At 70.4% G+C, this 25,055-nt stretch carries 34 protein-coding genes; 18 read left to right on the top strand and 16 right to left on the bottom strand.

Going from position 1 to position 25,055, the window contains the following annotated elements; translation table 11 throughout:
* Window positions 1–90: 90 nt before the first annotated feature.
* Window positions 91–1,722: a sigma factor gene (locus tag QBL25_RS05650; protein WP_409055872.1), complete on the bottom strand. Its 1,632-nt coding sequence runs from the start codon at window positions 1,720–1,722 to the stop codon at window positions 91–93.
* Window positions 1,723–1,927: 205 nt separating this feature from the next.
* Here QBL25_RS05650 and QBL25_RS05645 point away from each other — a divergent pair, with 205 nt between their 5' ends.
* A complete protein-coding gene (locus tag QBL25_RS05645) occupies window positions 1,928–2,341 on the top strand; it encodes an SsgA family sporulation/cell division regulator (RefSeq protein WP_409055871.1) in 414 nt (137 codons plus the stop codon).
* Between the two features lie 108 nt (window positions 2,342–2,449).
* Window positions 2,450–3,184, top strand: a complete 735-nt coding sequence (locus QBL25_RS05640; protein ID WP_409055870.1) for a siderophore-interacting protein — start codon at window positions 2,450–2,452, stop codon at window positions 3,182–3,184.
* Here the strand turns inward: QBL25_RS05640 and QBL25_RS05635 are convergent.
* On the bottom strand, window positions 3,181–4,344 hold the full coding sequence (locus QBL25_RS05635) for a D-alanyl-D-alanine carboxypeptidase family protein (protein WP_409055869.1): 1,164 nt from the start codon (window positions 4,342–4,344) through the stop codon (window positions 3,181–3,183). The genes QBL25_RS05640 and QBL25_RS05635 overlap by 4 nt on opposite strands.
* Window positions 4,345–4,496: 152 nt before the next feature.
* On the opposite strand from QBL25_RS05635, the gene QBL25_RS05630 reads away from it, so the two are divergent.
* Both QBL25_RS05630 and QBL25_RS05625 read left to right on the top strand, forming a co-directional pair.
* Complete coding sequence (locus QBL25_RS05630) at window positions 4,497–5,222, top strand: restriction endonuclease (RefSeq protein ID WP_409055868.1); 726 nt, start codon at window positions 4,497–4,499, stop codon at window positions 5,220–5,222.
* 332 nt (window positions 5,223–5,554) lie between these two features.
* On the top strand, window positions 5,555–6,382 hold the full coding sequence (locus QBL25_RS05625) for an NAD(P)H-binding protein (RefSeq protein ID WP_409055867.1): 828 nt from the start codon (window positions 5,555–5,557) through the stop codon (window positions 6,380–6,382).
* Window positions 6,383–6,482: 100 nt separating this feature from the next.
* Here the strand turns inward: QBL25_RS05625 and QBL25_RS05620 are convergent, their stop codons facing one another.
* The gene (locus QBL25_RS05620) at window positions 6,483–7,295 is read right to left on the bottom strand and encodes an NAD(P)H-dependent oxidoreductase (protein ID WP_409055866.1); all 813 of its coding nucleotides are present in this window, start codon (window positions 7,293–7,295) and stop codon (window positions 6,483–6,485) included.
* A gap of 97 nt (window positions 7,296–7,392) precedes the next feature.
* Between QBL25_RS05620 and QBL25_RS05615 the strand changes: the two genes are divergently transcribed.
* Window positions 7,393–8,352 carry a helix-turn-helix domain-containing protein gene (locus QBL25_RS05615; protein ID WP_409055865.1) on the top strand — a complete coding sequence of 320 codons (960 nt, stop codon included), beginning with the start codon at window positions 7,393–7,395 and terminating at the stop codon, window positions 8,350–8,352.
* Here the strand turns inward: QBL25_RS05615 and QBL25_RS05610 are convergent.
* Window positions 8,349–8,999, bottom strand: a complete 651-nt coding sequence (locus QBL25_RS05610) for a TetR/AcrR family transcriptional regulator (protein ID WP_409055864.1) — start codon at window positions 8,997–8,999, stop codon at window positions 8,349–8,351. The two genes, QBL25_RS05615 and QBL25_RS05610, sit on opposite strands and share 4 nt — an antisense overlap.
* A 119-nt stretch (window positions 9,000–9,118) precedes the next feature.
* Window positions 9,119–9,268: a hypothetical protein gene (locus QBL25_RS05605; protein WP_409055863.1), complete on the bottom strand. Its 150-nt coding sequence runs from the start codon at window positions 9,266–9,268 to the stop codon at window positions 9,119–9,121.
* Between the two features lie 127 nt (window positions 9,269–9,395).
* Between QBL25_RS05605 and QBL25_RS05600 the strand changes: the two genes are divergently transcribed.
* Both QBL25_RS05600 and QBL25_RS05595 read left to right on the top strand, forming a co-directional pair.
* Window positions 9,396–9,701 (top strand): hypothetical protein, encoded by a 306-nt coding sequence (locus QBL25_RS05600; protein ID WP_409055862.1) that lies wholly within the window; start codon window positions 9,396–9,398, stop codon window positions 9,699–9,701.
* Between the two features lie 125 nt (window positions 9,702–9,826).
* Entirely contained in the window at window positions 9,827–10,492 is a 666-nt protein-coding gene (locus QBL25_RS05595; RefSeq protein WP_409055861.1) for an SRPBCC family protein, read from the top strand.
* Window positions 10,493–10,572: 80 nt separating this feature from the next.
* Here the strand turns inward: QBL25_RS05595 and QBL25_RS05590 are convergent, their stop codons facing one another.
* The 4 genes from QBL25_RS05590 to QBL25_RS05575 form a co-directional block, all read right to left on the bottom strand.
* On the bottom strand, window positions 10,573–11,064 hold the full coding sequence (locus QBL25_RS05590) for a glutathione peroxidase (protein ID WP_409055860.1): 492 nt from the start codon (window positions 11,062–11,064) through the stop codon (window positions 10,573–10,575).
* 237 nt (window positions 11,065–11,301) lie between these two features.
* Window positions 11,302–11,490: a hypothetical protein gene (locus QBL25_RS05585; RefSeq protein ID WP_409055859.1), complete on the bottom strand. Its 189-nt coding sequence runs from the start codon at window positions 11,488–11,490 to the stop codon at window positions 11,302–11,304.
* Between the two features lie 101 nt (window positions 11,491–11,591).
* A complete protein-coding gene (locus QBL25_RS05580) occupies window positions 11,592–12,302 on the bottom strand; it encodes a hypothetical protein (RefSeq protein WP_409055858.1) in 711 nt (236 codons plus the stop codon).
* Between the two features lie 103 nt (window positions 12,303–12,405).
* A complete protein-coding gene (locus tag QBL25_RS05575; RefSeq protein WP_409055857.1) occupies window positions 12,406–12,870 on the bottom strand; it encodes a hypothetical protein in 465 nt (154 codons plus the stop codon).
* Between QBL25_RS05575 and QBL25_RS05570 the strand changes: the two genes are divergently transcribed.
* Entirely contained in the window at window positions 12,869–13,195 is a 327-nt protein-coding gene (locus QBL25_RS05570; RefSeq protein ID WP_409055856.1) for a hypothetical protein, read from the top strand. The two genes, QBL25_RS05575 and QBL25_RS05570, sit on opposite strands and share 2 nt — an antisense overlap.
* Here QBL25_RS05570 and QBL25_RS05565 read toward each other — a convergent pair.
* Both QBL25_RS05565 and QBL25_RS05560 read right to left on the bottom strand, forming a co-directional pair.
* Entirely contained in the window at window positions 13,135–13,986 is an 852-nt protein-coding gene (locus QBL25_RS05565) for a helix-turn-helix domain-containing protein (RefSeq protein ID WP_409055855.1), read from the bottom strand. The two genes, QBL25_RS05570 and QBL25_RS05565, sit on opposite strands and share 61 nt — an antisense overlap.
* Before the next feature lie 19 nt (window positions 13,987–14,005).
* Window positions 14,006–14,752 (bottom strand): DUF6879 family protein, encoded by a 747-nt coding sequence (locus tag QBL25_RS05560; protein WP_409062558.1) that lies wholly within the window; start codon window positions 14,750–14,752, stop codon window positions 14,006–14,008.
* A 168-nt stretch (window positions 14,753–14,920) separates the two neighbouring features.
* Between QBL25_RS05560 and QBL25_RS05555 the strand changes: the two genes are divergently transcribed.
* From QBL25_RS05555 to QBL25_RS05535, 5 genes are all read left to right on the top strand, one after another.
* Entirely contained in the window at window positions 14,921–15,130 is a 210-nt protein-coding gene (locus QBL25_RS05555) for a hypothetical protein (protein ID WP_409055854.1), read from the top strand.
* The gene (locus tag QBL25_RS05550) at window positions 15,127–15,348 is read left to right on the top strand and encodes a hypothetical protein (RefSeq protein ID WP_409055853.1); all 222 of its coding nucleotides are present in this window, start codon (window positions 15,127–15,129) and stop codon (window positions 15,346–15,348) included. Before QBL25_RS05555 ends, QBL25_RS05550 begins: the two co-directional genes overlap by 4 nt.
* A 180-nt stretch (window positions 15,349–15,528) precedes the next feature.
* Window positions 15,529–15,723, top strand: a complete 195-nt coding sequence (locus QBL25_RS05545; protein WP_409055852.1) for a hypothetical protein — start codon at window positions 15,529–15,531, stop codon at window positions 15,721–15,723.
* Window positions 15,724–15,860: 137 nt separating this feature from the next.
* A complete protein-coding gene (locus tag QBL25_RS05540) occupies window positions 15,861–16,379 on the top strand; it encodes a hypothetical protein (protein ID WP_409055851.1) in 519 nt (172 codons plus the stop codon).
* Window positions 16,380–16,451: 72 nt separating this feature from the next.
* Window positions 16,452–17,111: a class I SAM-dependent methyltransferase gene (locus tag QBL25_RS05535; RefSeq protein ID WP_409055850.1), complete on the top strand. Its 660-nt coding sequence runs from the start codon at window positions 16,452–16,454 to the stop codon at window positions 17,109–17,111.
* Window positions 17,112–17,171: 60 nt separating this feature from the next.
* Here QBL25_RS05535 and QBL25_RS05530 read toward each other — a convergent pair whose 3' ends face one another.
* The 3 genes from QBL25_RS05530 to QBL25_RS05520 form a co-directional block, all read right to left on the bottom strand.
* A complete protein-coding gene (locus tag QBL25_RS05530; RefSeq protein ID WP_409055849.1) occupies window positions 17,172–17,360 on the bottom strand; it encodes a hypothetical protein in 189 nt (62 codons plus the stop codon).
* Window positions 17,361–17,444: 84 nt separating this feature from the next.
* A complete protein-coding gene (locus tag QBL25_RS05525) occupies window positions 17,445–18,137 on the bottom strand; it encodes a hypothetical protein (RefSeq protein ID WP_409055848.1) in 693 nt (230 codons plus the stop codon).
* Between the two features lie 165 nt (window positions 18,138–18,302).
* Window positions 18,303–19,088, bottom strand: coding sequence for an ABC transporter permease (locus QBL25_RS05520; RefSeq protein ID WP_409055847.1), 786 nt, complete (start codon window positions 19,086–19,088; stop codon window positions 18,303–18,305).
* Between the two features lie 213 nt (window positions 19,089–19,301).
* Here QBL25_RS05520 and QBL25_RS05515 point away from each other — a divergent pair, with 213 nt between their 5' ends.
* The 3 genes from QBL25_RS05515 to QBL25_RS05505 all read left to right on the top strand — a co-directional run bounded on the left by QBL25_RS05515 (window position 19,302) and on the right by QBL25_RS05505 (window position 21,929).
* On the top strand, window positions 19,302–20,387 hold the full coding sequence (locus tag QBL25_RS05515) for an S-(hydroxymethyl)mycothiol dehydrogenase (protein WP_409055846.1): 1,086 nt from the start codon (window positions 19,302–19,304) through the stop codon (window positions 20,385–20,387).
* Window positions 20,387–21,016: an MBL fold metallo-hydrolase gene (locus QBL25_RS05510; RefSeq protein WP_409055845.1), complete on the top strand. Its 630-nt coding sequence runs from the start codon at window positions 20,387–20,389 to the stop codon at window positions 21,014–21,016. The genes QBL25_RS05515 and QBL25_RS05510 overlap by 1 nt, the downstream gene beginning before the upstream one ends.
* Window positions 21,017–21,209: 193 nt before the next feature.
* Window positions 21,210–21,929 (top strand): DUF2470 domain-containing protein, encoded by a 720-nt coding sequence (locus QBL25_RS05505; protein WP_409055844.1) that lies wholly within the window; start codon window positions 21,210–21,212, stop codon window positions 21,927–21,929.
* On the opposite strand, the gene QBL25_RS05500 is transcribed toward QBL25_RS05505, so the two are convergent.
* Window positions 21,900–22,190, bottom strand: coding sequence for a DUF1232 domain-containing protein (locus tag QBL25_RS05500; RefSeq protein WP_409055843.1), 291 nt, complete (start codon window positions 22,188–22,190; stop codon window positions 21,900–21,902). The two genes, QBL25_RS05505 and QBL25_RS05500, sit on opposite strands and share 30 nt — an antisense overlap.
* Before the next feature lie 252 nt (window positions 22,191–22,442).
* On the opposite strand from QBL25_RS05500, the gene QBL25_RS05495 reads away from it, so the two are divergent.
* Together QBL25_RS05495 and QBL25_RS05490 are read left to right on the top strand one after the other, a co-directional pair.
* A complete protein-coding gene (locus QBL25_RS05495) occupies window positions 22,443–23,642 on the top strand; it encodes an amidohydrolase family protein (RefSeq protein ID WP_409055842.1) in 1,200 nt (399 codons plus the stop codon).
* On the top strand, window positions 23,635–24,216 hold the full coding sequence (locus QBL25_RS05490; RefSeq protein ID WP_409055841.1) for an isochorismatase family protein: 582 nt from the start codon (window positions 23,635–23,637) through the stop codon (window positions 24,214–24,216). Before QBL25_RS05495 ends, QBL25_RS05490 begins: the two co-directional genes overlap by 8 nt.
* 37 nt (window positions 24,217–24,253) lie before the next feature.
* Here the strand turns inward: QBL25_RS05490 and QBL25_RS05485 are convergent, their stop codons facing one another.
* On the bottom strand, window positions 24,254–25,039 hold the full coding sequence (locus tag QBL25_RS05485) for an SDR family NAD(P)-dependent oxidoreductase (protein WP_409055840.1): 786 nt from the start codon (window positions 25,037–25,039) through the stop codon (window positions 24,254–24,256).
* Window positions 25,040–25,055: the final 16 nt, after the last annotated feature.

The raw sequence follows: 25,055 nt of genomic DNA, 5'->3' as shown, positions 1-25,055 counted from the left end.
AAGCCGGCGATGACGGCGACCAAGGCTCCCGCGCCGGAGCGGGTTTTCGGGAAGGGGCGGGGTTGGGGACTAAATCGTCACGCACGACCTCTACGGGATGTGGCAGACGTAGATCGGCCCGACCCAGGGCTCACAGACCGGCTCCGGCGGAGGCGTGGGTTCGACAGGCGTGGATTCGACCGGCGTCGGCTCCACCGGAGTGGGCTCGACCGGGGTTGGCTCCACCGGAGTGGGCTCCGGAGCAGGCGTCTCCGACGCCGGGGGAGGAGTAGGCGTAGAGGTCGGCGTCGGCACCGGCACCGCAGGCTGCGTCGGCTCCACGGAAGCCACCGGCTCAGGCGGGACCGCAGCAGGCTCCTCCCCTTCAGGCTCCCCGGCCCCCACCTCGGCAACAGGCCCCCGCTCCGAAGCCGCCTCCTCCGCAGAGGGCGCGGAGGCCCCCGCCCCCGGCACTCGAGGCGTCGCATCAGCTGAAGCACCAGCCGAAGCAGAAGGAGAAGTCGACGCCGAGCCCAAAGGCGGAACCGGTGCCGAAGCGCGATCCGGAGAAGAGTCCGGAGCCGCAGTCGAGACCGGCACCCGAGGCGGGACCGGGGCCGGAGCAGGAGCCGACGGAAGAGCAGGCGCAGACTCCGGAACCCCCCGCTCAACCACAGAGGCCCGCTGTGGCGGCACCCCCTGCCCCGAGCTCCCGGCCACCAGCGCCGCCACGACGGCAGCCCCCGCCGCCACGGACACCCCCGCGACCCCCACAGCGGCAGCGGGCACCTTGCCGCCCCCGGTGAGCACGTGACGTACACCGTGAAGGAAACCCCCATGCCCACCCCCCGAGGCAGAACCAGCTCCAGCCCCAGCACTGGCCCCAGCACTCGCACCGGCCCCGGCGCCAGCCCCCGCGGCCACCGCCGCCAAGAACTTCCCCGCACCCCCGAGAACGAAGATCAGCAACGCGGGCCCCACCAGCGCCGGCAGCCGATCGTTGGCCCGGGTGAGCAGCACCAGCCTGCCCCGGCAGTCGGCGCAACCGTCCAGATGGGCGAGCAGCTGCTCGGACTGCCGGGCGGAGGCCTCACCCCGTATGTGACCCGGTATGCGGTCCCAGTGCGGCTCGCACGCGGGATCCTCGGGCGTGCCGGGATGCGCCCGCAGGAACGCCTGCCGCATCCCCTCGCGGGCCCGGTGCAGCAGTACGGCCGTCGCCCCCTGCCCGGCACCGATGCGCCGCCCGACCGTCTCCAGCGGCTGCCCCTCCGCCTCGGCCAGCCACAACGCCTTCACCCACCGCTCGGGCAACTGCCCGAGCACCCGGCGGAGCAGCTCCACCGAGGAAAGCCGGTCCACGACGTCGTGCCCGTCCCCGCTCCCGCCCCCGTCCTCGCTCACCGCGCCACCCACCACGCGGCCCGTCCCATGCGCCGGCTCCACGCCCTCGGGCGCGTGCGGGTCGCGCGGTGTCTCGCGCGCGGCCCCTCGCCCCACGGTCGTCGCCAGATGGCGCACGGTCGTCATGAGGTACGCCGGTACGTTCTCGATCTCGTGCCCCGCGGACAGCCGCCGCCAGACGCGGAAGTGCGCCTCGGCGACGAGATCGTCGGCGACCCAGGCGCTCCCGGTCAGGGAGCGCGCGTAGGCGACGAGGCGCGGTTGTTCCTCCTCGTAGATACGGGAGTAGGTGGCCGTGGCGGGTGTGGTGACGGGCCCGTCGGCGGAGACGTCGGTCATGGCGGAAACTCTCCCGGTCCACTGCGGGTGGTTCGGACTAGTTCGAAACTCTAAGCGTTAAATGTCCGACTTTTGGAGTGGGAGTGGCGCAGGTCACAAGGATTGTCCGGCGTGTCGCGTAATGAACCACCTCTTCGCGGACTCGAACAGTCACGGAAGAAAGCAGAGTGAGCAGCGGCAGCTGCGCCGGAACAGGAGCCCGATCATGGCCGTCACCCTTGAGCAGCCCACCCGTGCCCGCCTGATCGGCCCCGAAGGACGCGAGCGCGCGCTGCCCCTCACTCTGCGTTACGCGGCGGACGACCCCTTGGCCGTCCAGATCGTCTTCCCTTCGGAGGCCTCTCTCGACGGCGCGGAGGTCACCTGGATCTTCGGGCGCCAGCTCCTGGAGGAGGGGCTGCGCGCTCCCTCGGGCGGCGGCGACGTCCATATCTGGCCATGCGGCCGCGCGCGCACGGTCCTGGAGTTCCGCGCGCCGCAGGGTCTCGCCCTGGTGCAGTGCGACAGAGCGGTGCTGCGCCGGTTCCTGCTCCGTACGTACGAAGTCGTGAGGGCCGGGCGGGAGATCGCGGGGCTCGACATGGACCGCGACCTCGCCCGCCTGTTCGGCGGAGTCTGAGCTCGGTTACTCTCCGGTTGGAATTAGGTTAGGCTCCCCTAACTCGACGGCGCGTCCATGCCGTCATCGCAGTGAGCGGCCCGCGGCCGCTCGGGGGAGGGGAATGTGATGGGTCACGGCTGGGAGGGAGTGGTCCTCAAGCTGTTCCGCGGCAAGGACTTCGAGTTCACGGTCACCGGTGCGGACGACGTCACCGAGCACTACCGGCGCCTGCACCTCACCGACGGCGGCATGCTCGCGCAGACCGGAGTCCACCCCACGATGTGGGTGCGCCTGTGGTTCGACCGCGCCGACGGCAGACACCACCAGCGCGCGTACACGCTCGTGGACCCCGATCCCGACGCCGGGACGTTCAGCCTGGAGTTCGCCCTGCACGACGGCCGCGCGAGCGACTGGGCGCGCAAGGCCGGGCCGGGGGACAGGATCGAGGCCACCTTGCAGGGCACCGGTTTCGACATGCCCGATCCGCTGCCCGCCCGGCTCCTGGTGATCGGCGACACGGCAGCGGTCCCCGCCGTCACCTCACTCCTCACCGCGCTGCCCCAGGTGCCCGCCACCCTCTGGATGGAGACGCAGCACGCCTCGGACCACGACCTCGACCTGCGCCTCGACCCGGCCCTGCACGACCTGCACCGGATCGAGCGGCGCGCGGCGGGCAGCCACTTGGTCGACGAGGTCAGGGCCGCGCTGCCCGCGCTGATCGAGGACCCCGCCGACGTGTACGTGTGGATCACCTGCGACACGTCGACGACCCGGGCCCTGGCCTCATACGTCCGCAAGGAACTCGCGGTCCCGAAGCACCGCGTGCACGCGCTCGGCTACTGGCGCCCCGAGAAGGGCTAGACCCGGGACGACCGCCGCCGGATCACCACCACCGCACACGCCACCAGGGCGGCCGAACCCGCGGCGACGAGAAGGATCGCGGTCCAGTCCGAACCCTCCGCGTCGGCCGCGTGAGCGGCCAGTTCAGCGGCGTGCGCGGGACCCTGCGCCGATTTCCGCTGCTCGCTCGCGGGGATCAGCGAACCCACCGGCCGCACGTGCCCCGCCGCCTTGAACCCCCAGTCGAGGAGCGACCTGGTCTCCTCGTACACGCGGTATCCACCGCTCACCTGAGGGTTCATCACCGACACGACGAGGGTGCGGCCGTCGCGCTGCGCCGCGCTGATGAGGGTGTTGCCCGCGTGGGTGGTGTAGCCGTTCTTGATGCCGAGCAGGCCGGGATAGCGCGCCACGCCGTCGGCCCCGGTCAGGAGCCGGTTGGTGTTCTGGATGGGGTAGGACCAGTTGCCGTGCGGGAACTTGGCGATCGACGTCGAGCAGTAGCGGGCGAACTGCGGGTCGGCGAGGCCCGCGCGGCCGAAGACCGCCAGGTCGAACGCCGACGACACCTGACCTGCCGCGTCGTAGCCGTCGGGGGAGACCACATGGGTGTCGTGGGCTCCCAAGGAGCGCGCCTTGGCGCGCATCTGACGGACGGTCTGCTGCCAGCCGCCGTTGAGCTTGGCCAGCACGTGCACGGCGTCGTTGCCGGAACTGAGGAACACGCCGCGCCACAGGTCGGCGACGCTGTAGCTGCGCCCCGCCTCGACCCCCACCAGGCTGCTGCCGTCCCCCACCTCGGAGAGCTCGCTCTGGGAGACCCGGTGCCGGGCGACGGCGTCCAGATGGGGCAGGGCCGTCAGGGCGAAGAGCGACTTCAGGGTGGAGGCGGGCGGCAGTTGGCGGTGCGCGTCATGGGCGGCGAGCACTTCGCCCGAACGGGCGTCGGCCACCACCCAGGAGAGCGCGGAGACGTCGCTCGGCACGGCCGGGGCGCCGGTGTTCGGGCGGACCTGGACGCCCGGCCGGTCGAGGAGGTCCGAGGAGTACGCGGGGCCCGGCTTGGGCGGCGTGGGCTCCTCGACGGCCGCTGCGACGGGTGTGGGCAGGAGGACCAGAGCGGCCACCGCGAGGGCCGCGGTGCGGACGGATGAGGAGCGCGGGAGGTACCTGATGACCATTCAGTCACCGTACGAGCGCTGCCCGAAGACCGCAGGTCAGCTTGGTCCGGCTGGATGTATGGGGTGGCCGGCGGGCCGGTGGCGCGTGCGCCCTTCCCGAACCCGCCCGTCCTTGCCCACACTGCTGGGCAGGGACGGCGGAGGGGGCTCAGATGACCGCTCGGCGGGGACGGCGCGCGGCGGGGAAGCGGCGCGGGGCGCCCCGGAAGTGGCGCGGGAAGCCCTGGAAGCCCTGGGCGGTGTGCGGCACCGCGCTGCTCCTCGAGCTGCTGTTGATCTGGTCGCCCCTGCGGCCTTACGCGGCAGGGGTCTTGATCCTCGCCCTTCTCGGGTTCGTGCTGTGGTGGCTGTGGCGCACGGACCGCATGGCGCGCGACCGCGACCGTGCGTGGCGCGAGGAGGAGGCGGTGCGCCGGGGCCGGCGGTCGCTCGCCCGGGCGGACGTGATGACCGGCACGGAATTCGAGGAACTGGTCGCCGGGCTGTGCCGCAGGGACGGCTGCACCGACGTACGCCGGGTGGGCGGGGCCGGGGATACCGGGGTCGACGTGACCGGTCGGCTCCCGGATGGCCGGACCATGATCATTCAGTGCAAGCGGTACGCGCCGGGCCGCGCGGTCGCCGGCCGGGACCTGCGCGATCTCCTGGGCTCCCGGGTGCACTTCGGTGCCGACCTGGCGATCTGCGTGACGACCGCGCGCTTCAGCCGCCCCGCCCAGGATTTCGCCGCGGCGAACGGCATCGCCACCTTGCACCGGGACCACATGGGCCTGTGGAACAGAGGGGCGGCCCTCGGCTCGCTCCTCGGCGTAAGCGGCGGGGGCCAGGGGGACGGCCGCCACCGGGTGCGCTGGAAGAAGACGTACGGGGAGGCGTGAGCGCGATGCCGGGCGGCTTGGGGCAACCGGCTTGAGGGCTACGGACAACAGACTGCAGAGCTAGGGGACAACAGGCTGCAGGGCCCGCGGAGTTGTGAGGTCGGTCACGAATACACCCTCTCCCCAATACTTTCCTCTAGGTACCTACTATCCCCACGCCGATAGCTTCGCCCGAGTCGGTGGAGAACGAACCCAACGACTCGAACGTCTCGAAACGACTCGAACGTCATGAACGACTCGACGTCTTGAACGTCTCGAAACGACTCGAACGTCATGAACGACTCGACGTCTTGAACGTCTCGATCGAACCAAGCGGCTCAGGGGAGCGAAAGATGATCGTGGTGACCGGAGCGACGGGCAATGTCGGCAGACCTCTCGTACGGGCCCTCGCCGAGGCGGGTGAGCAGGTCACGGCGGTCTCGCGCGGGGCAGCCGCGCCCGACATCCCCGAGGGCGTGCGCCACCGGCAGGCCGACGTGGGCGACCCGACGAGCCTCAAGCCCGCGCTCGAAGGCGCTGACGCGCTGTTCCTGCTGACCTCGGCCGACCTGATGCTCGGCGGCGGCACCGTGGACGGCGCCCTCGAAGCCGCGCGGTCCTGCGGCGTCCGTCGGGTGGCCCTGCTGTCCTCGCAGGGCGTCGGGTCGTTGCGACACCCTGCGGAGTACGAGGACGCCGTCAAGGCCTCAGGTCTGGAGTGGACGGTGCTGCGGCCCGGAGGGTTCGCGTCCAACGCCCTCCAGTGGGCCGCGTCGGTCCGGGAGCGGCGGGAGGTGATCGCGCCGTTCGGGGAGGTCGCGCTGCCGGTCGTCGATCCGGCCGACATCGCGGAGGTCGCGGCCGCCGCGCTGCGCGAGAGCGGACACGGCGGTGCCACGTACGTCCTGACGGGGCCGGAGCCCGTCTCGCCGCGGCGGCAGGCTGCGGCGATCGGCGACGTCCTGGGCGAGCCGGTGCGCTTCGTCGAGCAGAGCCCTGCGGAGGCGCGGGCGCAGATGGTGCGGTTCATGCCGCCGCAGGTGGCGGACACCACCCTCGCCATCCTGGGCACGCCGTCCGCGGAGGAGCAGCGGGTCAGCCCCGACGTCGAGCGCGTCCTGGGCCGCCGACCCCGTGCGTTCGCCGAGTGGGCGGGGCGGAACGCGGCGGCTTTCACGTAGGACTGGAGGGGTTGGCCGTGGTACTTCAGTCGCGAGGTCCGTCTCGCGCTCAGCCGGGACGCCTGTCCTGTGCTCAGCCGGAGCGCGCCTGCCCCCGCGGTCAACCGCGCGGCCGCACGTGGAGATCCAGGCCCGTCGTCCCCGCTGCCTCCACGCCCGGCAGCAGCCGCATGTCGTGGTCGTAGTCGCCGCCGACGAGGGAGCGGAACGGGACCGGTTCGTCGGTGAAGAGGCCGTGGAGGCGTCGCGCGTACTCCCGCTTGGCGGCGGCGAACTGATCCGCCGGCAGGTCGTTGGCCTCGTACGCCGCGAAGGGTTCCAGGGGAGCCATGCCGGTGAACCAGAACAGGCCGTGCTGAAGGGGGTGGAGGACATCGGTCAGGTGCCCGTGGATGCCCCGGTCCGAGAAGGACGACTCCCGGGCGCCGAGCGTGACGGACAACAGTGCCCGCCGTCCCGCGAGGGGGCCCTCGCTGTAGGGCGGCGGTACCTCGGGGCCGTACGCGAAGCCGCTGGTGAAGACGCGGTCGATCCAGCCCTTCAGGATCGCGGGCGCGGAGAACCACCACACCGGGAACTGGAGGATCACCGCGTCCGCCCAGCGCACCTTCTCCTGCTCGGCCGCGATGTCGGGCGCCAGCCGGTCCGCGAGCGTGTCGCGCTCGGAGGCGGCCATCACGTGCAGGCGCTCGTCCGCCGAGTGGCCGGGGAAGTCGTCGGCGTCCACCGCCGCCTTCCACTTCATCGCGTAGAGGTCGGACACCTGTACGTCGTGCCCGGCCGCCCGCAGTTCGTCGACCGCGAAGGCGGTCAGTGAAGCGTTGAGCGAGCGGGGTTCCGGATGGGCGCTGACGACGAGGATCTTCTTCCGTGGTGACGGGATGGCTTCGTTGGAGGGTGTGGGTTCGTTCATGGAGCCACGTTCTCCCGGCGCGGGCGAGGCAGCCAGCACCCTGTTCGACCGTCGGAACGCCGATCCTGGTACTGCGAGGGCCACGCATAATTGCTTCATGAGCGGCGCGAGCCAGACAGTGAACGGTGACGGGACCGGCGAGGAGATCGGCGACCGAACCGGCGACCGTATCGGCGGCCGAACCGGCGATCGAGTCGGCGACGGAATCGGCGACACCCGGCGGGCGCTGGGCGGATTTCTGCGCGCCCGCCGGGGACGCGTCGCACCGGAGAACGTCGGGATCGCCGGCGGGCGTCGCCGACGCGTGCGCGGGCTTCGGCGCGAGGAACTGGCCCAGCTCGCCGGGATCAGCGTCGACTACTACGTCCGGCTCGAACAGGGCCGGGCCACCCAGCCGTCCCCCGAAGTGCTCGACGCGCTCGCCCGCGCGCTCGGGCTCGACGCGGCGGAGCGCGGACACCTGGCCACCCTCGCCGCCGACCGGCGCGATCCCGCTCCCACGGCCCGGCTCAGCCCGCTGCTGCGGCGGATCCTGGACGCCATGGGGGAGTTCCCGGCCTTCGCGACGGACCACCGCCTCGACGTGGTCGCCTGGAACGGTCTCGGCGCCGAGTTGATGGGCGGCCTGGCCGCACCTCCGCGTCGGGACCGGAACAACGCCCGGTTCCTCTTCCTCGACCCCGCCTCGCGCGTCCTCCACCCCGAGTGGGAGGACAGGGCGGCGGAGGCGGTCGGCCAGCTGCGGGTGGCGTCGGGGCGGTATCCCGAGGACGCGGAACTGGTCGCCCTCATCGGCGAACTGGCCGCGCGGAGCGCCGACTTCCGGCGGATCTGGGACAGCGGCGAGGTCGTGATGTGCGCGGCGGGCCGCAAGCGCCTGCGGCACCCGGTGGCCGGGCTGCTCACGCTGGACTTCGAGACCCTGCACGTGCCGGCCGCGCCGGGCGAGACGGGCCTGGTGGTGCACGTGTTCAGCGCCGAGGAGGACAGCGCGGAGGCCGACGCGCTCGCGGGCCTCGCCCGGATCCTCTCGGAGGTCTCGGAGGATTCCGCCTAGGACCCGGCCAGCAGGTCCTCGAGTTCGGCCTCGAAGAGCAGCGCGGGGTCGAAGCCCATCCCGCTGAAGTGGCCGGAGAGCTCCAGGGACAGGACGCCGTGCATGCGCGTCCAGAAGGACACGGCCCGGTGCAGGGCGGCGGCCGGGGCGGGGTGGCCCTGGGCCCACTCCTTGTGGTCTTCCAGGTGGGCCCCGAACGGTGTCGCGGGGCCGTCCGGCACGAGCTGCGCGCAGGCGTCGAGCAGGGTCGCCATGATCTCGGACGAGATGCCGGTGATCTCCTCGGGCGCGTGGTAGCCGGGCACCGGGGTGCCGTAGATGAGGAAGTACCGCTGGGGGTGCTCCAAGGCCCAGCCGCGCAGGACGTGCGCGAGCCCGGCCAGGTCGGCGCCGTCGGCGGCGGCCGCGTGGACGGTGTCGGCGAGGCTTCGGTACGCGTCCCGGATGAGGTCGGTGATCAGCTCGTCGCGGCCGGCGAAGTAGCGGTAGAGCGCCGGGCCGCTCATGCCCATCTGCTTGGCGATCGCGTTGAGGGAGAGCGCGGACGCGCCCGCGGCGGCGATCTGCTCCCACGCACGTTCCTTGACCTCGGCACGCACCTGGGCGCGGTAGCGCTCGCGCGGGGTGTTCGTGTCCGCCTTCGCCATGGCCTGCCGACCTTCCGTCCCGTACGGCTACAAGCTCAAGATTTAGTTAGAGGCTATCACTGAACCCATTGACCGCTCCGTCTCGACTGCGTTATACCTTCTAACGACCGCGTGAGCTTCTAGCGAAATACGCGGCCACCGCCGCGACGGACGAGGGGGTAAGCCATGCCGACCACCACTGAGACGACGCCACCCAGCACGCCACCGAGCACGATGGCGACCACGTCACCGAGCACGATGGCGACGAGGGCGACTACGACACCCGCCACGACCACAACGGTCGAGTCAGTCGCAGCCGCAGCCGCAGCCGCAGCCGCAGCCGCAGGCTCAGCCCCAGCCCCAGCCCCAGGCCCGGGTCCGACCCGCACCGCCCGGGCCGGGAGCGTCCCGCGCTGGGTGACCGTCTCCGCCTGGGCCATCCCACTCATGGTGGTCGGCCAGTTCGCCCTCCTCGCGGGCTTTCCCGTCGTGCTCGCACTGGTCGGCGCCTTCCGCCGGGTCGCGGACCGGGCGGTACGGAGGGCGGCCGCCCTGGTCGCGGTGACGTTCGCGATCCCGCTCGTCGTGTGGCTGACGCGGCCCGACGGGGCGCAGAGCCTGTCCAAGGACATGCACCCCGGGTTCACCGGCCTGATCGTCGCGGCGTCCGCCGTCTTCCTCGTGGCGCTGCACAGGGCCCGCCGGAGCCTCCGGGAACGGTGAGGCCGCGGCGTGCGGGGAGCTTTCCCGAAGACTCCCGTTCGCTAGTCCTATCCGCCCCCCTTGATCCGATCGCCCAACAAGCCTTTGCGTAAAGGGCTTTCACTCACCAAGCTACGGAGAACGCCATGATTGCCACCGCCAAAACCGGTGTACGCGCCAATGTCCGCGCCGCCCTCTTCGCGGTCCCACTCGCCGTTGCCGTCGCCGGTGTGCTCGGGACCGCCGCCGTACCGGCAGGAGCCACCCCGCAGCCCGCAGCGCCGGACAAGTCCCTCACCTGCCGCGGTCAGGGCGTAGACCCCGAGGCCGTCGTCCGCCACAGGACCGAGACCGTGATCCACGCACCGCTGAGCACCATCTGGAAGCTGCAGACCGACGTGGAGCGCTGGCTTTCCTGGCAGAGCCCGGTCACGTCGGTGAAGCGCCTCGACCACGGCCCCTTCCGCAAGGGCTCGGCGTTCCGCTGGACCACGCCGATACCGCCCACCCCGGCGACGCCCGCCACCAGCCTGGACATCACCTCCACCGTCGAGCAGCTCAAGCGCGGCGCGTGCATCCGCTGGACCGGCCCCGCGATCGGCGAGGGGCTGCGCATCGACGGCGTCCACGTGTGGACCTTCACCAAGGTCAAGGGAGGTGTCCTGGTGCGCACCGAGGAGACGCACACCGGGGAGCAGGTCGAGGCGAACGTGCCGGCCGCGACCGAGATCCTCGCTCAAGGCCTCGAAGGCTGGCTGGACGCCCTGAAGACGACGGCGGAGGCCCGAGCCGGCCACCACCACGACCACTGAACGACGAAGGCGCGGCACACCGGCGATGGCCGGTGTGCCGCGCCCTGTTGATGCGCGTGCGATGAGCTGGTTGCGACGCGCTACTTCGGCAGGTTCGCCTCGATGGCGGCGACGACCTCGGGGGCGTCGGGCTCGGTCTGCGGCGAGAACCTTGCCACGACGTCGCCACTCGCGTTCGTGAGGAACTTCTCGAAGTTCCAGCGGATGTCGCCGGTGTGCCCCTCGGAGTCCGCCGTGCCCACGAGGTGCTGGTAGAGCGCGTGCCGGTCGTCGCCGTTCACGTCGACCTTCTCGGTCATCGGGAAGGTCACGCCGTACGTCGCCGAACAGAACTCGGCGATCTCCTCGGACGTACCGGGCTCCTGGCCCATGAACTGGTTGCAGGGCACGCCGAGGACCGTGAAGCCCCGGTCCGCGTACTTCTCGTGGAGGCGCTCAAGACCCGCGTACTGCGGCGTGAGCCCGCACTTGGAGGCGACATTGACGATCAGAACGGCCTTGCCCAGGTACTGGCCAAGCTCCGCCGACCCACCCTGAAGGGCACCGATCTCTGCATCTTCGTAGACAGACATGATCCGGAGCCTACGCCCCGCCAGCAGGCTCCACCGCTGCCCGCACCGCGGGTCCAACATCACAGAGAGGTGATCACCAGGACCGACACGACCGCGGCATTCGGTGCCGCGTCCGGCTGCGCAAGTGTCGGCCGTCGCGGTCGATCGTGACCCCGTCGGCCGGTAGGGCGGCGGGGTCACGGAGTCCGTGAGTGCATACGGACCCGCGAACGAGGGCTCACGGGGCCTTACCTGGCACTACTGCTGGTGCCTCCACAGTAGCCAGGCCGCTGCGCCGACCACGGCCTGCACGGCGGCATTCGCCGTGCCGTCGATGCCGAAGGCGGCGGTGTAACCAGCCACGTAACCCGTGGCGAGGGCCACGAGCACGATCTTCGGGCTACGGGGCCCGTCGCCTTCGGCCGCGACGGGCTGCATACTTAACATGAGTTGCCTCCTGGTGAAATCCGGGTGTGTGACTGTCCGCCGCTCCCCGCGGTTGCTTCCTACGGCGCGAGCGGGGGCGGCGGAATCCTATGGCGGTGTGGTTACTCGTCTCGTTCCACTTGTCGCTCGAGAAGCTGGGCAACTTTTTCTTCGAGCGTCGAGATTCGCTCTTCGACGGTGCGGTTCGTTGCTGAGGTCACCATGGTCGAGACGTCTGCCGGGTCCAGGCTGCTGATGACGTGAGCGACCAGGTCTGACTTCCCCGAGCCGGGAGGGCCGGTAACGACGAGGTACGGCTCATCGCCTTGCGTGTTCCCCCCCAGCACGTGCCGAGAGGTGAGGTTGGTTGAAGGCGATCGGCCCCAGAATCCAACGTCGTCGCCGGCAGCGTCACAGTCTCGGTACGTAAAGCCCGCGTTGGCGCCTGAACCGGCTTCACCCTCGACGACTGGTGACGTCACCTTCAAGTATGAGTAGTCAGCGGTGATCCGGCCCACGTGGCGCCAGGCCTGGTGGAGCTCCCGAAGCGGCAGGAGCCGAAGGCTGTCCTGCTTCTCCGAGAGGCGACCGACCTCACGGCCAAAGCGCTGCTGGGCTGCTGATCGTGAGACTCCGAGCTTTTCGCCGATCTGTTCCCAAGAAGTGCCCTGTGAGCGCTCGTAGTTCACGGCCTGCAGCATGACTTCATCGGCCTGGTCGCGGAGCTTCTTCGCCAGCTCCACCGTGAACCCCGGTCGGGCCTGAAGCGCATCCGAGTCCTCCGCAAGGGGGTTGGAGGCTGCTGCGTTGGAGTCAAGGGGGGCCGAAGGCATGCGCTGAGCCTCCTGGGTAACCGTCCGTCATGTCAAGCCGACCTGGACGATACGTAGGGGCGAAGAGTGTTGACTTTGCAAACCCGCTGTAGCTGAACACTCGTTATTGCTGCTCTTGACCTGCGTCTTTGCTCAACTCGGCCTGGCGGCGCGCTCCCCAGGTCACAACCTGGAAGGAACGTACGGGGCTGTCCAGTTGGCTAATGCCACGCAAAACGCGATGGCTGACGCGGCCGTCGATCTGATCGACGGCGGAGCGGGCGCCCGGGACGATCAAGATTTTCACGGCCATCCAGCCCGCGAACGCCAACACCGCCGTGTCCTCGCAGGCGCTCTTGGCGACTTTCACGCTGGACGACCCCGTTCTCGGCTCCGCGTCGTCCAACGAGTGCACGTCGGCTGCGGTGCCGCCCGCCACGACCGGGGTGGCTGCCGGTACGGCTGCCTGGTTCCGCTGTGCGAGCAGCACGCCGGGCACGGTCATCGACGCCAGCGTCACCGCGACCGGGTGCGGCGGGCAGTTGCAATTTAATCCCACCACTATCTCGAACGGGGTCTCGGTAGGCATGCTGATCCTGAGGGTCTGCGTCCCCAAGTGGGTGGGGGTGGATCCCACCGTGCCCGGCTTCACGCAGAAGGCGACGGCGGACGGCGGCGGCACGGAGGACAACACCGTCGTGCTGTTCTATCGGCGCGCGAGCATTGAGCCTGCCTCGTACACCGTCACCCTGGACGCCACCTTCGGCAACGACGCCGCGATCTCGATGCTCCGCCAGAACGGAGTGATCTCCAGCGGTGACCCGTCTCGATGCCGCTCTGGCGGCAGGCGAGATCAGCGAGTATTCAAGCTGCGCCTGGCTGCGTTGATCACGTTGTGCGCGTCTGCGCCGTAGACGGCGGACTCGCGCAGGGTGTTCCAGACCTTCCCGTACAGGGCCACGGTGTCGGCGTCGTCCAGCCACAGCTCTGCGTGCCAGTCCTCCGTGATGACAAGTCGGTCGTCCAGCACCCAGAAGCCATTGGCAGGGGCGACTTTGACAGAGGCCGTGAACGGGACGACCCCCAGGTCGACGGTATCCATCCCGATCATGGCGGTGAGCCTGTCCAGCTGGATCGCCAGGACCGGGGGCGGGCAGATCAGGGAGCGCAGTGCCGCTTCCCAGATCAGCACGCGAAACCGGTGGCCCCGCTCGGACAGCCATTCCTGCCGCCGCGCCCGCCCGCGGACGGCGTCCTCGACGTCGTCTGAGGACCCGTGCAGATGCGCGTAATGGCGAAGGACGTACCGGGCATAGTCCGCGGTCTGGAGCATGCCCGGGATGACCGCTTCTTCCCAGGCGTGGATCACGCTTGAGTGGTCGACCTCCGCATTCCAGCGTTGTTGCACCGGCCCGTGCCCCTCTGCGAGCTGCCGGCGCCATGAGCGGATGTGCGTTTCGAATCCGGCCAGGCGCGCGGCCAGCTCGGCGAAGGCCTCGGGGCAGCCGACGGCATCCGACAGTGCGCGCAGGTCTTCGCGGGTGGCCGTCTGCTTGCCGCCTTCGAGCTTGTAGATCTTGGAGTGCGGCCAGCCGAGCAGGCTGGCGAGCTGGGGACCGGTGAGCTTGCCCCCGGGGTGCTTCTTGCGCAGCTCCCTGAGGCGCGCTCCGAGGGCTTCCCTCGCCTGCTGGTAGTCGGTGCTCACCGGTCACGCTCGCTGCCACTCAGTCGTGGACCTGATCCACGAAGTCCGCGTACGGGATGGCGTGATGCACGGCGGCGTCACGCGCCATGGAGTACCGCACGACGTCGGCGGGCTCCGTGATGGTCTCGATGCTGGTCAGGTGATCGGAGTCATCGAAGTACAGGACGGTGACAAGCCGTGAGTCGAAGATCCAGAAGTCTTCTTCGAGTAGACCGATCCGCTGTGCCTCACTGCGTCGCAGGCAGCCGACGTCTTCGCCGACCGCCACGTTGACGGCGCCGTAGCCGAGCAGGAAGCGCTGTCCCTCGGTCGGTGGGTCGTCGACCACGCGGACGCGGCCGACCCGCTTGCCGCTGGCGGTCTGCCGTTTGATGTTGCTGTTCCATTCACTGTCCAGGTCCCACGCCACTTGGCCGGTCTTCAGGAAGGCCTCGAAGTCCAGGTCTTCGCGGTCGGAGGCGTAGCCGCGACGGGTTTCCAGGTGCCAGGCCGTGTGCTCGAACGTCTCGAAGAGACGCCTGAACTCTTCCGGCCTGATCGTTTCTGGCACGCGGTCCGTCTCCTTTGGTGCCCAGTTCGCGAGCAGTTGGCGCGGGACGACGACGGCGACGTCATCGGCGCCGAAGTGCTTCAGCTGCGCCAAGTCGGCGCGGTCGGTCAGCGGTGTCCCCTGGACGATGATCTCCCCCGTACCCAGGTCTTCGTGCAGGGCGGGGCAGCCGCCGTTCTTGCTGTCGGTTCCGGTGAAGCGCAGTCGCCTCATGATCGTGTCCTTTCGGCGGACGTTGATCAACCCAGGATGGCCGTGGGCCGGACCCCGGACCACAGGCTGGCGCCTGCCGCGTGAGAACACCAGAGAACATTTGGCCAATGCGCGAGAACATCCGAGAACATTCGCTTTTCCGGTGAACATGCCCTGCCTACCGTCCAGGCCATGGCCATTACGAACGAGTCGCAAGGCGTCGATCCGGACGCGGTAACCGAGTCGCTGCGTGCGGCCCTGAGTGACGTGGGCATCGTCCTGCCGTCGCTGGGGGTGGACCACGCGGCGCCGGCCCTGGGGCTTGTGGTCCTGGGCAGTGTCCGCGCCGATGTGGCCATACGGCTTGCCGATCACCTGCGGCGAGGGGGCCGTGAGACATGAAGGCGCAATACGACATCGGCGCCCTGGTCGTGGACGAGAGCCGCGGCACGTCGGGGCGGGTGATGGGGCACGAAGGCCCGTACGTCCAGCTGCGGCCTCCGGGAGGCGGGCGCGAGTGGGACGCCGACCCTGCTCACGTCCGCCCCGCGGACGAAAACGAATGCCTGCGGGCAAGCGTGGCCGAGCAGAGTCTCATCCAGCGGGGGCGATCGGCATGACGACCCAGGCGCTGCCCGATCCCACCGAGCTGAGCAACCGTCAGCTCACCGAGCAGGCCTGCGCGCTGTGCGGCTGTTCAAGGACAGGCTGCTGGGTACCGTGACGTTCCGGGACCGCCTCGGCAGGGAGTGCACCGCGGATCTGTGGGCGTGCGCGCCCGAGTGCGAGACGCCGCGGCGGTGACCAAGACCTGCCGCGTGTGCGACATGGACACGGATGAGCCCACCGCGGTCGCGCTGGAACACACGAACAGCTGCGGGGGACGGGTCGTCCACCTGTGTCCGCCGTGCCGCGCGGAGCAGGGACTGATCCCTCTCGACCAGCACCCCGAGGGCAGCGACGGCTTCCCGCTGTACGAGGTGAGCGCCCCTTAGACCGGGCGGTGGCGGGTGAGGGCGGTCCCCCCGAGCAATCCCCGTCGCCGTCCACCGCTACCCGTTCCGGCTCCCCCGCCTCCCCAGGCGGACAAGCCGGAACGGAGCAGAGTTCGTCGAGAAAGGAGCACCACACCATGACCGTCATGGCTGACACCGCGCCCGCCACGGCGCTGCGTGATCCGCGCACTTTGCTCGATGCGGTCCGCCCGCACGTCAAGGAGTGCACCTACAACGTGTTCGACGCGCCCGGTAACGAGGGTGATCTGTGGGACCGTGAGGTCGCATTGCTCATGCGCGACAACCTGCTGGCCCGCCCCTGGGCGGAGGAGATCCTCGGCAACGCGGTGATGTACCTGATGACCGCGATGGAGCGGCCCGACCTCCACATCGGGGTCGGCAAGATCGTGGACGTGGGAGTCCATCAGATCATCCTCGACTCGCCGGTGTATTTCGCCTTCTGCGATCTCTACAACACCCGTCGTGGCGGCGGCTACAAGCATCACGCACCGCTCGTGCAGCGGCGCACCGACGGCCTCGTGCTGCGTACCGTGGACGTCATTCGCGGCCAGGGGTTCGAGCCGAGCGAGGAGCTGTGGAGCGTGGACGGCGCCGACTGCTCGCCGTGCGACGACAAGGTCCCCGACAGCCACTGAATGCCACGCCGCCTGCCCCCGCACCGGAACGCGGGGGCAGGCTTACGCCCGACGACCGAAGGAACCAGGCCCGTGCCGGTGCCCCACGACATCGCCGCAGAGACCGAACTCTGGGACGCCTACGCTCAGTCCGCGTTCAAGGACGACATGGAGCCGGTGTTCAACTGGACGCAGTACGCCGGGCACGGCCCCGGGCCCGAGGTGCTGGGAGAGCCGTCCAGTGTTCTGGAGATCGGCTGTGGTACCGGCCGCGCGCTCGCCTGCCTGGCCGGCCAGGGCATCAGCGCGCGCGGCGTCGACTTGTCCCCGGTCATGGTCAAGAAGACCGGCGAGCGATGGGCGGACACCGGCGCGGAGTTCGTCTGCGGTGAGGTGCTCGATGTCCTGAGGGAGGACACCCGGACCTACGATGCCGTGTACTCGATCTTCGGCGCCGCGTGGTTCACCGATCCGTCCCGACTCTTCCCGCTCGTTCGCGAGCGCCTGGCGCCTGGCGGTGCGTTCGTGTTCAGCCAGCCCCCGGCGATCCCTGGTGCGTACGGCCCCCAGGGCATGTACAAGGGCGGCTTCGCGGGCAAGGCGATGTTCACCTATCGCTACAGCTACAAGCCCGTGGTGTGGGAGCGGCTGCTTCTGCGGGCCGGGTTCGCACATGCCGCCGTGCGCGTGATCGATGCGCCGACGCCCGGTCATATCGGCACGCTGCTCGCGCGAGCCGTGGCGGCGTCGTGACCGGCGGCCCGGCTCATCGCCGGTACCTGATGTCCGTCCCCATCCCGTAGACGGCGGGGTTCACCATCGCAGGTTCAGGGGGCCGAACTCGACGTAGAGGGGTGTGCCCAGTCTGAGGGTGCACACGCAGTCCGGTGTGCAGATCGCCAAGGCGCGAGCCAAGCCGCTCAGGCGGGCCTCGGCGATGACCGGTCGGCGCTGCTCCATCCGTACGTCCCACATCCTGCTGCTGGCCGAATCGGCGTGCATGGACGGATTCGTCGGTCGGCGCGTCTTGGCCAGGTGTGGCCTCGTCCGGGGTGCGATGGGGGTGCCGGGGGCTGCCGGGCGGTCTCAGCCCGTGGTCCAGCGGACCATGCCGAGGATGATGCCGGCGAGGGAGCCGAGAGCTGCGAGAAGTCCCATGGAAATGCTCAGGGCCTCGAACTTGCTCGTCTTCTCCGACTCGATCCGCTTGGTGTCTTCCTCGAGCTTTTCCAGTCGGCTCTGCAGCCTCTCCACGGCGAACATCTCTCGGAGGTGTTTCATCTCCTTCAAGAGGGACGTGTTCTCTTCCGCTTCCTTCTCGATCTTGTTCGAGAGATCCTTTTCCTTCTCCGCGCGTTCGTCCAGCACCTTGAGCAGACGCTCTTGCATCTCGGGATCCGTCACCGTGTTGATGACTTCCTGCCGCAAGTCCCGCACCTGCTCCGTAGGGCGCAGCGCGGTGATGCGCTCGAGGATCAGAGCCTTGCGTTCCAGCAGGATGGGCAGGACGCCTACCTCGATATGCGCTTCGGCTTCGTTGCGGACGATGACCGCACCCATGTTGGCGGTCATTTTCAGCTTCAGGACGCCGAACGACTCAGGGTGATCGATGGCGTGGTTGACGGTGACGAGTGTCGCCTGAAGCTCTTCCAGGTTCTGCGCTTCGATCTTCGCCCGGGTCAGTCCGAGCTTCTCCAGCTTCGGTTCGAACATCCGCTCCGCGGCCTGCTCGGTGGGATCGGTGTTGAACTGCCCTCGGTCTGCACGCCCCATGGCCATGTCCCCCTGACATTTCCTCTGTCGCGGCGCCAGCATGTCATCTGCCGTGCGAGGAGCCGGGGGCTTTGCGTGGTTCGCTGCGCAGTTCGCTGCCGTCGACCACCCCGGCCCGGTCCGGTTCAGGCGAGCGGCCCCGCCCGGTTCAGGCGCCCGGCCCCGGCCGGTTCAGTTGGTCGGCCCCGTTCGGTTCAGGTGGTTGGTGGCCACCAGTTCTACCGTGAGCGCCACCGCGAGCGCCTGGATCGCCAGTAGGGCGAACAGGACGAACAGTTGCACCGCTCCCGCCATGACGGGGGACGCGCCGCCCAGGAGCATGCCGACGAAGGCTCCCGGGAGCGTGACCAGGCCCACCGTGCGGGTCTGGTCGAGGCCGGGGAGCAGGGCGTCGGACGCGGCGGGGCGTATCACCTCCAGGCGGGCGTCCTTGGCCGGCAGGCCCAGCGCGAGGCCCGCCTCGAACTCGCCCTTCCGGGAGTGGAGTTCGTCCAGGGCGCGGCGCCCGCCCAGGACCGTCGCGGTCAGCGCGCCGCCGATCAGGATGCCCGTCACGGGAATCATGGCGATGCCGTTCACCGGCAGCAGCCCGGCCAGGGCGAGTCCCGCCACCACCGGGACGACCGGACCCGCGACGGGCAGCACCGCCCACCACCAGGTGCCGTTGGCGGTCATGCGGCGCCCGGCCGTACGCGTGGCGACCGCGATCATGAGGAGGAGGAAGGCGAAGAGCGCCACCACGTGCTGGATCACCCAGCCGATCAGCAGGGACACCACGCCCAGCTGTACGGCCGCCCGCGCCCCGGCCACCAGGATCTCCCGCGCCCTGCCGTACGAGCCGTCGGGCGACAGGCGGAATACGGCGGCGGCCCCGGCGGCGGCGAGCAGCAGGACGAGGAGCGCCACGCCGAGCGTCGCGTTGACCGGAAGCAGGGTCTGAGCAGCGAGATCGCGCACCCGCCCACCCTAGGGGCCAGAGATGCGCGCGGACCGGGGCGGGGTGCGACCGGTGATCGGAGTGGGGCGCGACCGGTGATCGGACTCGTGTGCCCCGGGTCGTCGAACGCGTGCGTCCTGGGTCGTCGTGAGCGGGCCCGGTCTGTGAGGATGCGGGAAGCACATGTGTTGCCGGACGAGCAAGCAACGCCGGAAGAAAGAAGGGCTGACCTCATGGCGCAGCAGGTACAGGGCGTGATCGCCCGCGCGAAGGGCGAGCCGGTACGGATCGAGACGATCGTCGTGCCGGACCCGGGGCCCGGAGAAGCCGTGGTGCGGGTACAGGCCTGCGGGGTCTGTCACACCGACCTGCACTACCGCGAGGGCGGCATCAACGACGACTTCCCCTTCCTCCTCGGCCATGAGGCGGCGGGCACCGTGGAGTCGGTCGGCGAGGGTGTCACGGAGGTCGCCCCCGGCGATTTCGTGGTCCTCAACTGGCGTGCGGTGTGCGGCCAGTGCCGGGCGTGCCTGCGCGGCCGCCCCCAGTACTGCTTCGACACCCATAACGCCCGGCAGAAGATGACCCTCCTGGACGGCACCGAACTCTCGCCGGCGCTCGGCATCGGCGCCTTCGCGGAGAAGACCCTCGTCGCCGCCGGGCAGTGCACCAAGGTCGACCCCGAGGCCTCGCCGGCCGCCGCGGGACTCCTGGGCTGCGGTGTCATGGCCGGCATCGGCGCCGCCATCAACACGGGCGAAGTGGGCCGCGGCGACTCGGTGGCCGTCATCGGCTGCGGCGGCGTGGGCAACGCGGCGGTCGTGGGTGCGCGGCTCGCCGGAGCCGCGAAGATCATCGCCGTCGACATCGACGACAAGAAGCTGGAGACCGCCAAGAGCCTGGGCGCCACGCACACCGTCAACTCCCGCTCGGCGGATCCGGTCGAGGCGGTGCGCGCGCTGACCGACGGCAACGGCGCCGACGTCGTCATCGAGGCGGTCGGCCGCCCGGAGACGTACGAGCAGGCCTTCTACGCGCGCGACCTGGCGGGCACGGTCGTCCTGGTCGGCGTGCCGACGCCGGAGATGCGCATCGACCTGCCGCTGCTCGACGTCTTCGGGCGCGGCGGCGCGCTCAAGTCGAGCTGGTACGGCGACTGCCTGCCCTCCCGCGATTTCCCGATGCTGATCGACCTCTACCGGCAGGGGCGTCTCGACCTGGACGCCTTCGTCACGGAGACGATCGAGCTGGCGGACGTGGAGAAGGCGTTCGAGCGGATGCACCACGGGGACGTCCTGCGTTCGGTGGTGGTCTTCTGATGGCGGCGCGCATCGACCACCTGGTCACCTCGGGCACGTTCTCCCTCGACGGGGGCACCTGGGACGTCGACAACAACGTATGGATCGTGGGTGACGACAGCGAGGTCGTCGTCATCGACGCGGCGCACGACGCGGACGCCATCGCGGCCGCGGTCGGCGAGCGGCGGGTCGTGGCGATCGTCTGCACGCACGCGCACGACGACCACATCGACGCGGCCCCGGCGCTCGCCGCCCGCACGGGCGCGCCGATCCTGCTGCACCCCGCCGACGCGGAGCTGTGGAAGATGACCCACCCCGACCGCGCTCCGGACGGTGAGCTCGCGGACGGCCAGGAGCTCACCGTGGCGGGCACGGTGCTGCGGGTGCTGCACACCCCGGGCCACTGCCGGGGAGCGGTCAGTCTCCACGCGCCGGAGCTGGGCACGGTCTTCACCGGCGACACGCTCTTCGCGGGCGGACCCGGAGCGACGGGCCGGTCGTTCAGCGACTTCCCGACGATCGTCGACTCGATCAGGGACCGGCTCCTCACGCTGCCTCCGGAGACGGTGGTGCGGACCGGCCACGGCGACAGCACGAGCGTCGGCGCGGAGGCGCCGCACCTGGAGGAGTGGATCGCCCGCGGTCACTGACCGCACCCGCGGACGGAAGCCGCCGGCCGCACCAACTGGCGTACGGCCGGCCTGCAACTGACGTACGTGACCGGGCCCGTGCCCGGTGGATCCGATTGGCCCCGCGTGGTTCGCCGCGCGGGGCCGTTCGCGTACTGGCCCTGTTCCGCGATCTCCGATAAGTTAGGCAAGGCTTACCTAATGGAGGTTGAGAATGGGTGTCCGTCACGCCAGCACGACCATGCCCACCGCAGCGGCCCGCGCCCGCTCCCTGCTCACCACCGCGTGGTCCTGCGCGGTGACCACGGAGATCGGCAGGGACGAACTCGTCGGCGCGCACAGCGTCACGCCGGAGGGCATCCTCCTGCTGTCACCGCCCCCGGAAAGCGCGCTGGCCACCGCGATGATCTGCGCGCCGCGCGGCGAACCCTCCACCCTGGTGGAGTTCGCCGACGTCGCCCCCGTACCGGTCAGGGACCGGATCCGGGCCCGGCTGTGGCTCTCGGGGTCACTGGTGCCCGACGGCGAGGGATTCATCTTCGCGCCGACCTGCGCCGTGCTGCACGACTCGACCGGGGGCCGCATCGGCATCGACCTCGACGAACTCGCCCTGGCCGCCCCCGACCCGCTCGCCGAGGCCGAGGCGCGGCTGCTCACCCACCTCGCCGACGCGCACGAGGACGCCGTCGAGCAGCTGACCCGGCTCGTGTGCGCGGACAGCCTGCACGGCGTCGTGCGCGTCCGCCCGCTGGCCATCGACCGCTACGCCCTGACGCTGCGCCTGGAGAAGGCCCGCAGCCAGGCGGACGTCCGGCTCGCCTTCGACGAGCCCGTCGAGGACGTCTCCCAGGTGACCGAGCGCATGCACGTCCTGCTCACGAAGGCCCGCCACCTGCGCCGCCCGCTACTGCGCCCCACGTCCCCCGACGCCTGACTTCACCGGCTTCATGGACCGCAGCGCGAGCAGGAGCACCCCGATGTCGTCCAGAAACACGGGATCCGGCAGCAGATCGGCCGGCAGGACGAGATAGGCGATGGCCCCCCAGAAGACCCACTGGCGCTCGACCGGCAGCCCCGCCGCACGCAGCGTGCGGCGCGTGCGGACCAGCCGTACGAGCAGCGCGATCGCGACCGCGAGTGTCGCGGCCACCAGAACCGCGGCGGCGACAAGGAGGACCGTGACTTCCGTGCTCATCAGACCCTGACCTCCGTCCTGCGATGTCCGTCGATGTCCTGCGACGTCCTGGGACGCCCTGCCGTGTCCCGTGCGGGCACTTCGCCCAGGCTATGGGTACCCGCTGGGCGCCGCGCGAACATGTAGTACCCCCGCGCGGTCCCTGTATGGCCCCGCAAGGCCCTCGCACGACGGACGTTCCGCCCTCCGATGAAGGACGATGGAGCCCGGCGCCACCGCCAGCTCCTCCAACTCCTTTCCGGAAGGGCAGAGATGAGCCAGACGAGCCAGACGCTGATCACGGCAGGGCGGGTCCTGACCGGACCGAACGGCCGCCACGTCCTGGACGGTGCCGTGCTGACCGAAGGCGCGGACATCGTGGCCGTGGGCACCCGGGCCGAGATCGAGCCCCTGGCGCACGGCGCGGCGCGGCGGTACGCGCTGCCCGACGCCACGGTGCTGCCCGGGCTCATCGACGCCCATGTCCACCTGGTCTTCGACGCGAGCAAGGACCCCGTGGCGGTCCTGGACGCGCACAGCGACACCACCCTGCTGGCGGCGATGGAGGAGCGGGCGCTCCGGTTCCTGCGCAGCGGCGTCACCACGGTGCGCGATCTGGGCGACCGGGGCCGCCTCACCCTGCGGCTGCGCGAGGAGATCGCCGCGGCCCGGGTGCCCGGCCCGCGGATCGTCGCCGCCACGACGCCGCTGACCACGAAAGGCGGCCACTGCTGGTTCCTGGGCGGCGAGGTCGAGGGCGAGGACGAGATCCGCGCCCTGGTCCGGCGCAACGCGGAGCTCGGCGCGGACGTCATCAAGGTCATGGCCACCGGCGGCGGCCTGACCCGGGGCGGCCCGGCCACCTGGCAGGCGCAGTTCGACGCCCCCCAGATCCGCCTCATCGTCCGCGAGGCGCACCGGGCGGGACTGCCGGTCGCCGCCCACGGGCACGGCACCGCCGGGATCGTGGCCGCCGTGATGGCGGGCGTCGACACCATCGAGCACTGCACGTGGATGACGCGCAAGGGCCTGGAACTGCGCGAGGACGTCCTGGACGCCATCGTCGCCAAGGGCATCCGCATCTGCCCCACCATCAGCCCGAACTGGCGGATGCTGCCGATGTTCTTCGGCGAGGAACGGGCCAGGGCGATGTTCGACCAGGTGCGCACGATGGCGGAACACGGCGCCCGGCTCATCGCGGGCACGGACGCGGGCGTCCAGCGCGCGGGGTGCGACGGACTGGCCCAGAGCCTGGGTTTCTACCAGCATCTGGGCATCGAGCCGCACCGCGTCGTCGACATGGCGACCGCGGAGGCCGCCGACGCCCTGGGCATCGCCGACCACGTCGGACGCCTGGCCGCGGGATACCGCGCGGACCTCATCGCCGTGCACGGCGACCCGCTCACGGACGTGACGGCCCTGGGGGAGGTACGGCTGATCATGGCGAACGGCACAATGGTGGACCATGAGTGAGAGAACGTCACACACCATGGTCCCCGTCCAGGCACTGATCGTGGTCGACATGCAGACCGCCTTCGTCACGGGCGACACCGCCGTCCCCGACGCGGCCCGCGTCCTGGACCGGACGACCGACCTGATCACCCGGGCCCGTGCCGCGGGCGCCCTGGTCGTCCAGCTGCAGAACGACGGCGGGCCGGGGGCCGACGACGAACCGGGCACCCCGGGCTGGGAGATTTACCTCCCCGTGGACCACGACCGGGGTGAGGTCGTCGTCCGCAAGACCGTCGACGACGGCTTCGAGGGGACGCGGCTGCGCGAGCTCCTCACCGAGGCCGGCGTGAGCGATCTCGCCCTCTGCGGGGTGATGTCGGAGATGTGCGTCTCGGCGACCGCGCGTACGGCCCTGGAGCTGGACTTCCGTGTGGTCCTGCCGCACGACGCGCACGCGACGCAGGACATCCCCGCCGCCGAGGGCATCAGCGACATGGTGCCGGCCGCGATGGTGTCCCGGGTCGCCGAATGGGCCCTCGGCGACGAGGTCGAGATCGTCGCGAGGGCCCGGGACGTCGACTTCACCAAGCCGTAGCCGCGGTGGCGAAGAGGAGGGGCGGCGGGAAGGGGGATCAGCGGGCGGTGTACGCGCCGTCCACCAGGTGGTAGCTGCCGTGGATGAACGAGGCGCGCTCCGAGAGCAGGAACACGATCAGCTCGGCGACCTCCTCGGAGTGACCGAGACGGCCGGCGGGGTGCAGGGAGACGAGGGCGTCGTACGCGTCCTTCTCCATGTTCTGGAGGAGCGGCGTCTCGATGAAGCCGGGGCCGACCGCGTTCACGCGGATGCCCTTGGCGGCGTACTCGGCGGCGGCCGTCTTGGTGAGGCCGACGACGCCGTGCTTGGCGGCGACGTAGGCGGGGGAGCCGGCGAAGCCGACGGAGCCGAGGATCGAGGCGACGTTCACGACGGCACCCGCGCCCGCGGCCTCCAGGACCGGGAGTTCGTAGCGCATCGAGTAGAAGACGCCGTCGAGGTTCGTGCGTATGACGCGGTTGTAGGCATCGATGTCGTACGCGCCGGTCGGCTTGCTCTCTCCGCCGATGCCCGCGTTGTTGACCGCCAGATCGAGCCCGCCGAACGTGTCGACGGCGAACTGCACGGCCGCCTCGACCGACGCGGGCTCGGTGACGTCCACGGCGACCGCCGCGGCCTTGACACCCTCGGCGAGGAGCTGGGCGGCGGCCTGCTCGGCGCCGTCGGCGTTGTGGTCGGCGATGACGACGTTCGCCCCGCCCGCGCCGAGGCGGCGGGCGGTGGCCAGGCCGATGCCGGAGGCCGCGCCCGTGATGAGCGCGGTCTTGCCCGCGAACTCGGTGGCGTAGTCGGGAACGGTGGTGACGGGGGTGGTGCTCATGGTGCTCTTCACTTTC

This window comes from Streptomyces sp. SYP-A7185, from assembly GCF_046103685.1.
In the GTDB taxonomy this organism is placed as follows: Bacteria; Actinomycetota; Actinomycetes; order Streptomycetales; family Streptomycetaceae; genus Streptomyces.
This window is presented reverse-complemented; position numbering and strand designations above follow the sequence as displayed.

Bases quoted from the DNA above. Each gene is read 5' to 3' on its own strand.
- QBL25_RS05625 (WP_409055867.1), top strand. From the start codon at position 5,555: ATGATCGTGGTGACCGGAGCGACGGGCAATGTCGGCAGACCTCTCGTA.
- QBL25_RS05490 (WP_409055841.1), top strand. From the start codon at position 23,635: ATGAGTGAGAGAACGTCACACACCATGGTCCCCGTCCAGGCACTGATC.
- QBL25_RS05640 (WP_409055870.1), top strand. From the start codon at position 2,450: ATGGGTCACGGCTGGGAGGGAGTGGTCCTCAAGCTGTTCCGCGGCAAG.
- QBL25_RS05590 (WP_409055860.1), bottom strand. From the start codon at position 11,064: ATGTCTGTCTACGAAGATGCAGAGATCGGTGCCCTTCAGGGTGGGTCG.
- QBL25_RS05505 (WP_409055844.1), top strand. From the start codon at position 21,210: ATGGGTGTCCGTCACGCCAGCACGACCATGCCCACCGCAGCGGCCCGC.
- QBL25_RS05530 (WP_409055849.1), bottom strand. From the start codon at position 17,360: ATGCACGCCGATTCGGCCAGCAGCAGGATGTGGGACGTACGGATGGAG.
- QBL25_RS05585 (WP_409055859.1), bottom strand. From the start codon at position 11,490: ATGTTAAGTATGCAGCCCGTCGCGGCCGAAGGCGACGGGCCCCGTAGC.
- QBL25_RS05570 (WP_409055856.1), top strand. From the start codon at position 12,869: ATGCTGATCCTGAGGGTCTGCGTCCCCAAGTGGGTGGGGGTGGATCCC.
- QBL25_RS05635 (WP_409055869.1), bottom strand. From the start codon at position 4,344: ATGGTCATCAGGTACCTCCCGCGCTCCTCATCCGTCCGCACCGCGGCC.
- QBL25_RS05650 (WP_409055872.1), bottom strand. From the start codon at position 1,722: ATGACCGACGTCTCCGCCGACGGGCCCGTCACCACACCCGCCACGGCC.
- QBL25_RS05540 (WP_409055851.1), top strand. From the start codon at position 15,861: ATGACCGTCATGGCTGACACCGCGCCCGCCACGGCGCTGCGTGATCCG.
- QBL25_RS05610 (WP_409055864.1), bottom strand. From the start codon at position 8,999: ATGGCGAAGGCGGACACGAACACCCCGCGCGAGCGCTACCGCGCCCAG.
- QBL25_RS05615 (WP_409055865.1), top strand. From the start codon at position 7,393: ATGAGCGGCGCGAGCCAGACAGTGAACGGTGACGGGACCGGCGAGGAG.
- QBL25_RS05510 (WP_409055845.1), top strand. From the start codon at position 20,387: ATGGCGGCGCGCATCGACCACCTGGTCACCTCGGGCACGTTCTCCCTC.
- QBL25_RS05580 (WP_409055858.1), bottom strand. From the start codon at position 12,302: ATGCCTTCGGCCCCCCTTGACTCCAACGCAGCAGCCTCCAACCCCCTT.
- QBL25_RS05575 (WP_409055857.1), bottom strand. From the start codon at position 12,870: ATGCCTACCGAGACCCCGTTCGAGATAGTGGTGGGATTAAATTGCAAC.
- QBL25_RS05515 (WP_409055846.1), top strand. From the start codon at position 19,302: ATGGCGCAGCAGGTACAGGGCGTGATCGCCCGCGCGAAGGGCGAGCCG.
- QBL25_RS05485 (WP_409055840.1), bottom strand. From the start codon at position 25,039: ATGAGCACCACCCCCGTCACCACCGTTCCCGACTACGCCACCGAGTTC.
- QBL25_RS05500 (WP_409055843.1), bottom strand. From the start codon at position 22,190: ATGAGCACGGAAGTCACGGTCCTCCTTGTCGCCGCCGCGGTTCTGGTG.
- QBL25_RS05525 (WP_409055848.1), bottom strand. From the start codon at position 18,137: ATGGCCATGGGGCGTGCAGACCGAGGGCAGTTCAACACCGATCCCACC.
- QBL25_RS05555 (WP_409055854.1), top strand. From the start codon at position 14,921: ATGGCCATTACGAACGAGTCGCAAGGCGTCGATCCGGACGCGGTAACC.
- QBL25_RS05645 (WP_409055871.1), top strand. From the start codon at position 1,928: ATGGCCGTCACCCTTGAGCAGCCCACCCGTGCCCGCCTGATCGGCCCC.
- QBL25_RS05630 (WP_409055868.1), top strand. From the start codon at position 4,497: ATGACCGCTCGGCGGGGACGGCGCGCGGCGGGGAAGCGGCGCGGGGCG.
- QBL25_RS05620 (WP_409055866.1), bottom strand. From the start codon at position 7,295: ATGAACGAACCCACACCCTCCAACGAAGCCATCCCGTCACCACGGAAG.
- QBL25_RS05550 (WP_409055853.1), top strand. From the start codon at position 15,127: ATGAAGGCGCAATACGACATCGGCGCCCTGGTCGTGGACGAGAGCCGC.
- QBL25_RS05495 (WP_409055842.1), top strand. From the start codon at position 22,443: ATGAGCCAGACGAGCCAGACGCTGATCACGGCAGGGCGGGTCCTGACC.
- QBL25_RS05595 (WP_409055861.1), top strand. From the start codon at position 9,827: ATGATTGCCACCGCCAAAACCGGTGTACGCGCCAATGTCCGCGCCGCC.